Here is a 13,020-nt window from a genome sequence, read left to right as displayed (position 1 = left end):
GGTGTTGCGCGATGATTTCCGCCGCGATCTCAGTCAATGGGCCGTCGAAGCCGAGCGCCCCGCCAAGGTGAGCGTCCGCGACGGAATCCTCGACATCGATGCGCCGGCGGGGATCACCTTGTGGTTCCGGCCGGAGCTGCAGGCGCCGGTGACGATCGACTATCGGGTGCTGGCGGTCGCCGAGGACGGCCCCAATGATGCGGTAAGCGACGTCAACGCCTTCTGGATGGCGACCGACCCGGCGGCGCCGGACGAATCGGTGCTCGATCGCCCGCGCAGCGGCGCCTTCGCCGAATATGATACGCTCCGCACCTATTATGTCGGGATCGGCGGCAATCGGAACACCACCACGCGCCTGCGCCGCTACGTCGGCCGCGCCGGTGACCGGCCGATCCTGCCGCAGCACGACCGCTCCGACCGGGCGGCGCTGCTCGAGCCCAATCGTTGGACGCATGTCCGCCTGATCGCCGACGGCCGGCATATTGCCGTCGAGCGCGACGGAAAGCTGCTGTTCGCACTCGACGATGCCGAGCCCTATCTGCATGGGCATTTCGGACTCCGCACGACCAAAAGTCATCTTCGGATCCGCGACTTCACCGTGCGGACCGCCTAGCCGCACGCGGCATTGCCGCGCGCGACCGCTGCGCCCGGATCGTTCGGGTGGATATGGCGCGAGATCGGCAGCCGCAGCTTTGCCAGCGCATTCGCGACGATGCGTGCCGTCGCCCGCGCGCCGAGCTCGTTGAGGTGGGTGGTGTCGTTGTGCCCTTCCGGAAAGCGCGCGACGTGATCGTCGGGGGCGTAGATCATGAAATAATGCGCCGATGCCGCCTCGCCCTGCTTGTCGAGGAAGGCACGGCTGTCGGCGTCGAGGTCGATCAGCGGCGTGCGAGTCGCGCGGGCGACAGCGATCACCGCCTTGGCATAGTCGCCGTGAGTCGGCTGGATATGCCCGTCGCGGAATTCGTGCCGGGCGACCGGAGTCACCAGGACCGGCCGGCCCTGTTTCGCTCGCACGTCGCGCACGAAGCGCTCGAGGTTCTCGCGATATTCGCCGTTCGCCTCGGTGTGGCGCTGGGGCTTCTTCAGGTCCTCGTCGTTATGGCCGAACTGGATCAGCACCGTGTCGCCGGGACGGATATCATCGAGCAGCGCCGACCATAGCCCTTCCGACAGGAACGTCCGTGTGCTGCGGCCGCCGCGCGCCCGATTGATCACCTCGCTGCCCGGATCGAGCGAGCAGCCGAGGAACATGCCCCAGCCCATCTGCGGGAACTGGTCGGATGCGTAGTTCGCCGCGGTCGAATCGCTCGCGATCAGGATGCGCGGAGGAGCGGAAGCGGCTGCCGTTGCCAGCATCAGCAATATCGCCGGAGCAGCCTTTCGCATGATCCCCTCCCGAAAGCCTAGAACTTGTACCGTGCGCCGAAGAAGAACTGCCGGCCCGTCGAGCTGTAGACCTGCTGATCGCGCCGGTCCTCGCCGTCCCAGTAGCTGGTGGGCTGGTTGGTGAGGTTGATCGCGTCGACGGTCAGCGTGAGCCTGTCGGTGAGCTTGTAGCTCGCCGAGGCGTCGATGTTGGTGCTGCTGTAGGCGCCGGCGGTGTCCGCGAGGCCGGCGCGCACTGGGATGATCCTCAGATACTCGTCGCGATAGGCGAGCGAGCCGCGGATCGAGAATTTGTCGTCCTCGTAATAGAGCGTCGCGTTCGCCGAGTTGGGCGAGACGTTGATCAGCGGAGCCTGCATCGTCGGACCCGAGGCGCTGGTCGTCAGCACGTAGGAGATGTTCGACTTGATGTGCGTGTAGTTCAGGATCGCGCCGAAATGCTTGAGGAAGCCGGGCAGGAAGGTGAACGGCTGCTGGTAGGAGATCTCGAAGCCGTCGATCTTGCCGCCCGCGGTGTTGCGGTAGGTGGTAATGTTGGTCGGCGTGTTGGGATCCTGCGTCGGCGAGAGCAGCGAGAGCGGCAGGCCGGCATCGGAATAGCCCATCGTCGTCGTGATCTGCTGGACGAAGTTGCTGATGTCCTTGTGGAAATAGGCGGCCGACAGCACCGCGCCCTGCTGGAAGTACCACTCGACGCTGACGTCGTAATTGTCCGCGAGATAGGGCTTGAGATAGGGATTGCCGACGGTCGCGGTGAACGGGATCTGCGCGGTGCCGATCGCGCCGCCCGGCGTCAGGAAGCCGAGCGAGGGCCGCGACATCGCCTTGGCATAGGCCAGGCGTGCGGTCAGCTTGGGCGTGACGTCGACCGCCAGGTTCACCGCCGGCAGCCAGTTGTCGTAGCTGCGGTTGACGCGCGTCAGCACGCCGGCGCCGACATAGCCGGTCGAGCTCTGGTCGGTATGGGCATAGCGCACGCCGGCATTGCCGCGCACGATCATGCCGTTGGCGAGGTCGAACTTATAGTCGAGCTGCGCATAGGGGCTGACGTCCTGCTCGATCACCGAGCGGTTGTCGCCCTGCGATCCCGTGCCGACGCTGCCCATGCGGAAGTCGCCGAACTGGTTCACGCATTCGCAGTCGACGTTGAAGGTCTGCATGATCTTGAAGATGTCGGGCACCACGAACGAGTTGGTCGACCCGTCGGGGATGCTGATGCCGTCGACCGTCACCACCTTGCTGATGTCGGCCATGGTCATGCCGGCGGGCAGCGGCGGGATCAGGTTCTGCGAGGCGATGCGCTGCTCGCGGGTCGAGGCGAACTTGAAGCGCTTGCCGGCGATGCCGGTCTTGAAGGTCAGCGCGTCATTGAGCTCGTACTGGAAATCGACCTTCAGCGTCTTGAATTGGTTGTCGACGGTCGCGCGGAACTGGCGGATGTTGTCGTAGCCGTTGGCATATTGCCAGTTGGCGGGATCGGTCGCGTCGAAGCCATAGTCGAGGATCGGCGTCTTCCGATTGTCCCGCGCATCATAGACGAAGCCGTCCCCGTCGAAGCGGCTGAAGGTGACGAGGCGGGAGTAGGGGTTGTCGAAGTACGAGCGCGACTGGCCGTAGAGGATGCTGAGCTTGCCCTTCTCGCCGACATCCTGGTCGATCCGGCCATTGGCCTGCCAGAAATAAGTCGAGGAGACGTCGTAGCTGTTGGTGACGCCGAAGTCGGTGTCGTCGAACAGGCCGTAGACGACTTCGCCCGCGTCGTTGATCTCGACGTCGCGGATCTTCATGTTCGGGCGCCCGGCGAGCTGTGCGGGCGTCCAAGGCGTGCCGGCGGGCGGCGAGCCGAGGCCGCGGTTGAGGCTGATCGGGTTGGTGGCGAGATCGGTCTTCTTCTGATCGAACCGCGAATAGGCGAGATCGATCGTGATCTGCATGTGATCGGTCGGCTTGAGCTGGATCGAGCCGGTCAGGCCGAGGCGCTCCTGATCGTTGAGGAAGCGGCCATAACCCGGCAGGCGGGCCATGAAGACGTTCGGCTGGTTGATCGCGTTGTAGGCGTCGGGCGTCGAGCCCGGATTGGGTCCCGAGGCGGGAATGCACTGCGAGGCGCGCGGCGCGGTGCCGACCAGCGGGTTGACGGGCGTCGTCGGCGTGCCCGGCACGATCGGGCAGAAGCCGTTGTTGATGTCGGTGAAGTCGGACAGGCTGGTGTTGGAATAGGCGTCCTCCTGCACGCTGCGCTTGTTCCAGGCGAAGGAGAACAGCACGCCGATCCGGTCGTCGGCGAAGGTGTCGCTGATCAGGCCGGCGATGCGCGGCGCCCATTTGTCGTTGATCGTGTAATAGGCCGCCTGCGCGGACAGCGCCGCCTGGAAGCCTGGCTTGTCGAACGGCCGGCCAGTGGTGAGATCGACGGTCGCGCCGAGCGAGCCTTCGTCGACCTCGGCGGACTGGGTCTTGTTGACCACCACCTGACTGAACAGCTCCGACGCGAACACGCTGTAGTCGAAGGTGCGGCCGCGGTTGATGCCGGCGCCGAGCGTCGAGCCGGTGGTCGCCGAGATCGCCTCCAACCCGTTGAAGCGGGTGCGGCTGAAGTCGCCGCCGAGCCCGCGCACCGTGATCGCGCGCCCCTCGCCGCCGTCGCGCTCGATCGAGATGCCGGGGACACGCTGGAGCGAGTCGGCGAGGTTGGCGTCGGGGAAGTCGGCGATGTCCTGCGCACTGATCGCGTCCACGACACCCGCCGAGCTCTGCTTGATGCGCAGTGCGTTCTCCAGCGAGCCGCGGAAGCCGGTGACGACGATGTCCGGGCTGGTGTCCTGCTGATCGGGGGCGGGAGCGGTCGCCTCCTGCGCACCGTCCTGACCGGCGGGAGCGGGGGGTGTTTCCTGTGCGAAGGCGGATGCGCTCGTCAGTCCGAGCACCAATGCCCCGATCGAGGCCGTGAACCGCAGTGCGCTGCCGCGGGCGGGTACGCTTTCACTCATCCCAAACCTCCCATTCACGCTCGCTCCGGCGTGTTCCTACCGGATCGCCTTAGTCCCACGATGTGGAATATAATATCACTAATTGGAGCGATGCGCCTTTGGGGCTAGCGGTGTCAAGCCCGTTAAAAAACATTGCCCCGGCCGTGCGCCGGACCGTGGCGGCAAGGCCACGCATTGCGGTCGGCCGCTTGCTGCCGGCCCGTCGCCATCATCGTCCGATAGAGCGCATCGCCGGCGCCAACCGCGCCTATTGCTGCGCCTTGGCGAGCTCGACCGCGTAGACCTGAGTCGGTCCGAACATGTTCGATCGGAACACCAGCCATTTGCCGTCCGGCGTGAAGTTCACGTTCGGCTCGAGCCGGTAATCGTGGTTCTTCATGTTCACGAGCCGCTCGGAGGTGAAATAGCCGGGGTGGATCAGCGAGCCCGAATTCGGTGCCCGGATGCCGGCGACATCGGGAATGCCGTTCGGCTTGAACAGGTAGAGCCACTTCCCGTCGGGCGCGTGCGCGACCATCTCGCTGTCGCCGCCGTCGCCGGCGAACATCGTGCCGTCGGGCGAGCTGTTGAAGTGCACCGACCATTCGTTGCGCTGGAGGTGGTACCAGTTGCGCTTGCCCGTCGCGATCTCAAAGCCCGCGACCCAGAAATCCTCGCCGCGCGGCGTCTGCAGGTCGTACCACACGGTCTTGCCGTCGTGGCTGAACCATTCGTGGCCGGCGATCTCCATGTTCATCGTGCGCTCGTGCAGCTTGAGCGGCTTGGCGTCGGGCTGGTCGACGCGGATCAGCCACAGCCGGTCGACCTTATGCCACGGCCCTTCGTGGCAATACATGAGCAGGCCCGGATCGGTCGGGGAGAACTGGAGGTGGTTGAGCCAATCGGTCGAGCCGTAGACCGTGCGCTGCTTGCCCGTCCGCGTGTCGATGACGAACATCGTCATCGGGATCTTCGACTCGAGCCGCTCGTTCATGCGGACTTCCTTCGATTCCGCATAGGTCATCGGCCGGCCGTCGGGCCACGAGGCGCGATAGTCCGCCTGGTCGTAGCGGGCGTCGCGCTGACGGAAATATTTGAGCGCCTCGGCGCTGGAATTGGGGTCGGTCTCGACCCCGCCGAGCAGCGTCTCGTCGGCGTTGATCGTCTGGATTTCGCCGTTCGGCACCTCGGCGATCTTGCGCACCTTGCCGGTGTCGACGTCCGCCGCATAGATCGTCTTGGGACCCGGTCGGCTCCCGTCAGGCACGACCTGGTAATAGACCGAGCGCGTCCTGTGGCCGGTGAAGAGCAGCCGGAACGGCCCCTTGATCGTCACCACGGTCGAGAGCTTGCGCGCCTTGAGATCGTAGGCGGCGATCCCGGTCGGGGTCGAGATCAGCAGCTTGTCGCCCTGCGGCGTATAGCCGTTGTAGTTGAAATAGAGGCTGGAGCTGCCCGGCTGGTCCGAGATACGGATCACGCGATGGCCGGTGTCGGGATCGATCCACTCGCGCGGCGGGTCCTGCGCCGGCGCCGCCCCGCCGCTGGTGACCAATATCAGCGCTGCGAGAAGCCCGGCGACACGCGAGCCAGCATAGCGACGTATCATCCGCACCTTTCCATCCTCCAGTGGGACCCAGATGTCCCATATTTTGGATATCGATACTGGAGAGTGAGATTTAACGTCAATCGCCCATGCGGTGAGCCGAGGACGCTTCCCGTCACCTGATTAAACAGATGTCCGGTTTGTTGAGTGATGCGGCGTCGATCTGGACCGCTGCCACCACGCTATCCTGCGCCGTCCGATAGCCGGCTAGTCGCGCAGGTGGCGATATGCGGCGAGACAGCTGCCGATCGTGAACGGCTAATATCCTGATAATAAGTCATTTTGCCGAAGGGATATGAGGTCAATTAAACATTAACATCAGTGTTATTTCATGTTGACATCAATGTACATAAGGGGAAGGCTCCATTCACCAGTCGCGACTCGACGGGTGGTGAAAAAGCGGCCGTCCGACAGAGCGAAGCCGTAACAGGGAGGGGTTGGAGGGAATGAAATCTAGGGGATTTCGTGCGCATCTGATCGTGGGCGCTTCGCTGGTGGCCATGACCTGTTCGGCGACGGCGCATGCGCAGGCGCAGACAGAAGGCGTTGCCGCCGCGACCCAGCAGGCACCGCAGCCGCCGGCCGACGAATATGATTCCGCCAACGACATCGTCGTCACCGCACAGAAGACGGAGCAGCGGCTCCAGGATGTTCCGATCGCGATCTCCGCCTTTTCGGCGCAGTCGCTCGCCGATCACAAGATCGAAGCCGGCTCGGAGCTGCTGCGCGCCGTTCCCAACGTCAGCTTCTCCAAGAGCAATTTCAGCATGTACAATTTCTCGATCCGCGGGATCGGGACCAAGGCGATCTCGGCGTCGACCGATCCGGCGGTCGCCGTGAGCTTCAACAACACGCCGATGATCCGCAATCGGCTGTTCGAATCCGAATTCTTCGACATGCAGCGCGTGGAGGTGCTGCGCGGCCCGCAGGGCACGCTCTACGGCCGCAATGCGACCGGCGGCGTGGTCAACCTGATCCCCGCGCTTCCGAGCGCCGAGTTCGAGGCCGAGGTGAAGGCGGAGGTGGGCAATTACGACAGCCGCCGTTTGTGGGGCATGATCAACGTGCCGGTCACCGACACGCTGGGTTTCCGCCTCGCCGGGCAGATGACCAAGCGCGACGGCTTCGACTACAACAGCTTCACGAAGAACCGCGTGAACGGCCGCGATCTCTGGTCGACGCGCGCCTCGGTGCAATGGGAGCCGAGCCACAATTTCCGCGTCAACGCGATCTGGCAGCATTTCGAGGAGGACGACGACCGCTCACGCACAGGCAAGCAGCTCTGCACGCGCGATCCGGGGCCGGAGCGGGTAGGGAATGTCAACGTCACCAGTCCGGTGACGCGCGGGCGCCTCAGCCAGGGGTGCCTGCCGGGATCGCTCTATGACGATGCAGCCTATAGTGCGCCCAATGGCAACAGCCTGGTATTCCTGGGGGTCGCCGGCGGTATCAACCTGGGCTATGTGCCGGGGCCCAATCCTCGCAAGGCCGTATATGCGGTCACTGCTGGCGATCCGTTTGCGGACGTGGTGCAATCGCGCAACCTGCGCGAGATATCCACCAGCTACGATCCGGTGTTTCGTGCGAAGAACGACATCTTCCAGTTCAACATGGAGTTCGAGCCGGCCAACGGGCTGAAGATGGTGTCGCAGACCGCCTATACGCGCGATCGCTATTACTCCTCGCAGGATTACAACCGCTTCGTTTCGGCACCGCTGTTCAACAGTTCCACGCAGCCACTCGTGGACGCTCTGAACCGGCCGATCGACACCACCGCTTTTCCGGGGCCGACGCCGGGCGGCCAATTCTGCGATCCGCAGCTGGGGTGCTCGGATAGGATGGTGTCCATCGACATCAGCCGCTCGCGCAATCGTCAATGGACGCAGGAATTGCGGCTGCAATCGTCCTATGACGGGCCGATCAACTTCAACATCGGAGCCAATTACCTCGATTTCAAATCGCAGGACGATTATTACGTATTCAACAATATCTTCACGCTGCTGTCGCAGTGGTTCTATAATAGGAATGGAAATGCCAACTCACTGCGCCCCTGCGAGCTCGGGTTCGAGGGGAGGGAGTGCGTCTACGTCGATCCCAATCCACTGAACGCGCTCAACGATCAGGGGCATAATTATTTCCTGAGCCGGAACCTGATCAGGACCAAATCATGGGCCGGTTTCGGCGAGCTCTACTGGAACGTCGCGCGGAACGTGAAGCTCACCGCGGGATTGCGATATACCCAGGACAAGAAGACCTCCTCCCAGATCCCCAGCCAGCTGCTGCTCGGCGGCGGAACCGAGACCGCCTTTCCGGGCGGGACCACGGGCGGTCGCGTGAACAGCGGCTATCCGGCCCTGCCCGATATCGAGCAGAAGTGGGACAAGTTCACGGGCCGGCTGGTGCTCGACTGGAAGCCGGAGCTCGGCTTCACCGATGATACGTTGGTCTATTTCTCCGCCGCGCGGGGATACAAGGGCGGTGGCACCAATCCGCCTCGCGTCGATTTCAACCCGTCCGTCGTCCAGTACTTGCCCCTGCCGCAAACCTTCCGGCCCGAATATGTCAACGCCTTCGAGATCGGAACCAAGAACAGCTTCGCCGGCGGGAAGTTCACGCTGAACGCCACCGGCTTCTTCTATGATTACAAGGATTACCAGATCTCCCAGATCGTCGATCGGATCGCCTATAACGAGAATTTCAACGCGACGAGCTGGGGCCTGGAGTTCGAAGCGGCATGGCGTCCGTCGCGCGCGTTCCGGATGGATGCCACGCTCGGCTATCTCCGGACGCGGCTGAAGGACGGCGCTCAATCGATCGACGTCATGGACCGCACCCAAGGCGATCCAAATTGGGTGGTGCTCCGCCCGTGGATCCAGGTGCCGTCCAATTGCATCGCGCCACGCGTCTTCGTCGAGCGGATCCTGGCCTCGCCGCTTCCGACCAGGGATGTCGCACTTGCCGCGCTGTGTCCGGGATCATCCCGCGTCGGAACCTTCAATCCCGCCGTGCCAGGGACGGTGCCCTTCGACAGGCTCTACGGCTTCACCTACAATCCTTTCGCGCCGTACAATCCCGATACGATCGGCCTGAACATCGCCCAAGGCGGCAGCGGCGCGCCGAATAGCGGACGCGGCTTCTATGCTGATCTGGGAGGCAACGAGCTGCCCAACTCGCCGCGCCTGACCTTCAATGTCGGCGCGCAGTACACGCTCTTCATCGACGATTGGGAGCTGACTCTCCGCGGCGACTATTATCGCCAGTCGAAGAGCTACGCGCGCATCTACAACACCGAATATGATCGTCTCAGGGCTTGGGACAACGCCAACCTGGCGGTGACGCTGAACCAGCCGAAATGGGACCTTTCCCTGCAGTTCTATGTGAAGAACGTCTTCAACAAGACCCCAATCACAGACTTCTTCACGAACAGCGATGATACTGGCCTGACGACCAACGTATTCACTCTCGATCCACGTATATTCGGATTTAGCGTTGCGAAGAGATTCTAGTATAAGTCGGTAACTACAAGGTCGATACAGAAATAATTCAGAGAACAATGTTTTCTGAAAAGGTGATTCGTGCACAGTAATTTTATATATCAAAAAACTTTCTTGACATCAGTGTAAATTTCAATGATTTTGTATTTGCCCTATTAGTGCAGGGGCGTTCTCCAATAATAACCTATGGTATTTAGGAGAGGAAACCATGAAGAAGATCGTGGCATTGTGCATGAGCCCGCTGGCGCTGTTGGGCGCGCAGGCTGCTTATGCCGACACCTACAGCCCGGATGGCACGGCCTATCCCAGCCCCTGGATCCTGCAGGGGACGGTGAACGTGAACAAGGGCATCGCATTGACTTGCGATCTCACGCTCGAGGTGACTGTCGCACCGGATGGACACAGCGCCACCGCCACGCCCAGCCTTTCCGGCGGGACGTTCGGTCTGTGCAGCACCATTACCTTCAACAACACGCCGTATCCGGTCACTTTCGACGGTGCGAGCAGCACGCTGTCGATCAGCAACGTCGATGTTTCCACGATCACGCCAGGCGGATGCTCCGGAACTATCGGCGGCATATGGAACAATGGGACCAAGGTCCTGTCGGTCAATGCGTCCCTGCCGGGTGGCGGCGGCTCGGCACCATGCACGGTGATCGGCGATGTCCATCTGATCTCGCCGTCGAACGGAAGCGTCGTCGATCCCTGATAGGCTTCCGCGACAGACTGGATTTTGCAACGGTACTCCCCGTGACTTGGGCGCCCATTGGGCGCCCAAATTTTTCAACGGAGCCGGTTGAAAGTGCTGATCTAAGGACATTGCGACAACAGCCTTGCCGTCGTCGCAATTGGTTAGAGAAATGCGAGCCTTATGCTCGAAGTGACCGAGTATCATTCGTCTAACCTGTCGACCGGTCGACATTGGCCGTGTGCCGATCGAAGGGCACAGATCGCGCGATGGTCGCGACGACCGATTGGCGCGCAACGGTGAGTTGGGCTCATTTGGCTGGACTGGTGATTCTAACCGTCGTCGTTGATCGTGCTTGTGCGCAAACGACGTTGCAAACCGGCGCAGCTCCGGATTCCGCGGATCAGGCGCAGGGAAGGGGGCAATCCGCTACCGTCTCCGGCGCGGCGGACGATATCGTGGTGACCGCCCGCTATGGCGACGCGAGCGTCGCACCGGAAACCGAGTTGAGCGAAAGCGACATCGAAATCTACGGCGCCGACAGCATCGGCGAGCTGATCCAGAACATCAAACCCCTGATCAACGACCAGCAGCCGGTCCTTCTCGTGAACGGGAAGCGGATCGGCACGGCGGCCGGCATCGCAGGCTTTCCTCCGGAAGCGCTCGCCCGTCTCGCGATCCTGCCCCCCGAGGCCGCTGCGCGATACGGCTATCCGTCCGACCAGCGTGTCGTGAACCTGGTGCTCAAGAAACAATTCGTCAGCTGGCACGCCGAAACAGGCGTGACTTTGCCGACGGCCGGCGGGCGCGACAGCGAACGATTGTCGGTCGGGCGGGTGGTGATTGATGGGCAGACGCAGTGGAATGCGCAGGCACAGGTCTCGCGCGACAGCAGTCTGCTCAAGAGCGAACGGCGGTCCCCACGTCGTACGCCGGTCGATCTCGCCGGTCACATCGAAGGCGTGAACGGAGGTGAGATCGATCCCGAGCTCAGCCAGCTGACGGGGCGGCCGGTCACCATCGCAGGCATTCCGCCAAGCGCCGTGTTCCAGCCGCCCGTGCTGGGCGATTTCGCCGCGACTGCGGATGCGGTCCGGTGGGGCGACCCGAACGACTATGAAACCCTGCTGCCATCGACGCGCTCATTGTCGTTCAACGCCGGCGTCACGCGGCCATTGGGATCGTTTTCGGGCTCGCTCAACATCAATGCGACCACCGGCAACAGCGCGCAGCTTCATGGGCTCGCGACGACTGCGGTCACATTGCCGGCGGGCAGTCCCTGGTCTCCCTTCGCCGATGATGTCGTGCTCGTACGCGGCCTCGAAGGCGCGCGGGCGCTACGCAACACGCAGCGGACCCAGACGCTGGGGATGTCGTTGTCGCTTTCCGGGGCGATCGGCGACTGGCAGACCACCGTCATCGCCAACTATATGCGCAGCCGATCCAACGGCATTTTCGAGCGCGGAATCGATGGCGCCGAAATTCAGGATCTGATCGACGGGAACGATCCTTCGTTCGACCCCTATGGACCTTGGCAAAAGGACCGTCTGCTCATCGACCGGAACCGTTCGAGGAGCGAGAGCCTGAATGTGCAGCTCAATGTTTCGAAGGCGATTTTCTCGCTTCCGGCCGGACAGGTGAGCTCCAATTTCTCGGCGGTCGCGAGCCGCAGCAATGCGGTGAACAGCCGCATCGACGATGCCACCGGCATGACTTCACGCAATGCTGCGCAGCGCGATCGGCTCAACATTCAGGAGCTGATCAGCATTCCGATCGCCAGCCGAAGCACCGGCGTGCTCGCACCGCTGGGGGACCTTTCGGCCGAACTGTCCGGCAGCGTCGAGACGGGTACGAACGTCAGGCCGCAGCCGCAATTCACGGGAAGGTTGATCTGGTCGCCATTCCCCATTCTCCAGCTCCGCGGGTCGTTCAGCTACGAGGAAATGGCCCCGAGCGTCGATCTGCTCGACGGACCGCGGGTCGAGACCGTCACCCAGATCTATGATTTCGTTCGTCAGGAGGTCGCCGATCCGGTCCTGATCACGGGAGGCAATCCGGACCTTCAGCGTGGAAGCCGCCGCAACCTTTCGTTCAACGGCATGTTGCGCCCGTTCGGCAGCCAGGTCGCGACGATCAACCTGGGGTATCAGCGGCAGGTCGCCGATGGCGGCGTCGCTTCATTCCCGACATTTACGCCGGCGGTCGAGGCCGTATTCCCGGAGCGGGTCACGCGCGATGCATCGGGCCGGCTCGTCGCCATCGACGCGCGCCCGATCAACATAATACGGGACCTGAGCGAGCAGCTCACCACATCGCTCGTGCTGCGCCTGTCGACAAAGGGCCGGGCGAACGGCGGGCGCCCCGGAACGGGCACGCTGCCGGCCAGGATAGCGGACCCGATCCAGCTGACCTTCTCGCTCAACCATCGTTGGCAGCTGCGAAGCGAGCTGCTGATCCGGCCGGGGCTTCCCGTGTTCGACCGGCTGGGCGGCGATGGCGCGCAACCGCGGCACACTGTCTCGATCCAGATGGTTGCGGGCAAGCGCGGCATCGGCGCGACTCTGAGCGGAAGCTGGCAAAGCGCCGCCTATGTCCGCGGTGCCGCATCGTCGAGCGGACAGCTCGATTTCCGTTATCCGACGATGACGCAGTTCAATCTGGGAATGTTCGTCGAGCCTGAACGTCTCCTGGGGCAGGCGCGCAAGGACTCGCTGCTCTCAAATCTGCGCATCACGCTGGACGTTCAGAATCTCTTCGACAGCTATCGGCGCGTCACGCTGAGCGACGGAAGTGTCCCTCCCGGTTTCAGCCGAGCCGAGATAGATCCTCTCGGCCGCACCATCCGGCTGGGCATCCGCAAGCGATTCTGACCGG

7 protein-coding genes are annotated in these 13,020 nt (G+C 63.0%); 4 read left to right on the top strand and 3 right to left on the bottom strand.

The window, feature by feature from the left end; all coding sequences use genetic code 11:
- Position 1: 1 nt before the first annotated feature.
- Positions 2-613: a DUF6250 domain-containing protein gene (locus LZK98_RS12900; RefSeq protein WP_319937488.1), complete on the top strand. Its 612-nt coding sequence runs from the start codon at positions 2-4 to the stop codon at positions 611-613.
- Here the strand turns inward: LZK98_RS12900 and LZK98_RS12895 are convergent.
- The 3 genes from LZK98_RS12895 to LZK98_RS12885 all read right to left on the bottom strand — a co-directional run bounded on the left by LZK98_RS12895 (position 610) and on the right by LZK98_RS12885 (position 5,967).
- Positions 610-1,389 (bottom strand): rhamnogalacturonan acetylesterase, encoded by a 780-nt coding sequence (locus LZK98_RS12895; RefSeq protein ID WP_233782779.1) that lies wholly within the window; start codon positions 1,387-1,389, stop codon positions 610-612. The genes LZK98_RS12900 and LZK98_RS12895 overlap by 4 nt on opposite strands.
- Positions 1,390-1,406: 17 nt before the next feature.
- Positions 1,407-4,379 (bottom strand): TonB-dependent receptor, encoded by a 2,973-nt coding sequence (locus LZK98_RS12890; RefSeq protein WP_233782778.1) that lies wholly within the window; start codon positions 4,377-4,379, stop codon positions 1,407-1,409.
- A 247-nt stretch (positions 4,380-4,626) separates the two neighbouring features.
- Positions 4,627-5,967 carry an oligogalacturonate lyase family protein gene (locus LZK98_RS12885; RefSeq protein ID WP_233786582.1) on the bottom strand — a complete coding sequence of 447 codons (1,341 nt, stop codon included), beginning with the start codon at positions 5,965-5,967 and terminating at the stop codon, positions 4,627-4,629.
- Positions 5,968-6,464: 497 nt separating this feature from the next.
- On the opposite strand from LZK98_RS12885, the gene LZK98_RS12880 reads away from it, so the two are divergent.
- The 3 genes from LZK98_RS12880 (at position 6,465) to LZK98_RS12870 (ending at position 13,016) form a co-directional block, all read left to right on the top strand.
- Positions 6,465-9,470 (top strand): TonB-dependent receptor, encoded by a 3,006-nt coding sequence (locus tag LZK98_RS12880; RefSeq protein ID WP_233786581.1) that lies wholly within the window; start codon positions 6,465-6,467, stop codon positions 9,468-9,470.
- A 196-nt stretch (positions 9,471-9,666) separates the two neighbouring features.
- Entirely contained in the window at positions 9,667-10,167 is a 501-nt protein-coding gene (locus LZK98_RS12875) for a hypothetical protein (protein WP_233782777.1), read from the top strand.
- A 248-nt stretch (positions 10,168-10,415) separates the two neighbouring features.
- On the top strand, positions 10,416-13,016 hold the full coding sequence (locus tag LZK98_RS12870; protein ID WP_233782776.1) for a TonB-dependent receptor: 2,601 nt from the start codon (positions 10,416-10,418) through the stop codon (positions 13,014-13,016).
- Positions 13,017-13,020 lie beyond the last annotated feature (4 nt).

Origin of the sequence: Sphingomonas cannabina, from assembly GCF_021391395.1 — a bacterium.
In the GTDB taxonomy this organism is placed as follows: Bacteria; Pseudomonadota; Alphaproteobacteria; order Sphingomonadales; family Sphingomonadaceae; genus Sphingomonas; species Sphingomonas cannabina.
The sequence above is the reverse complement of the archived record's forward strand: the minus strand, read 5'-3'. Positions and strand labels throughout refer to the sequence as shown.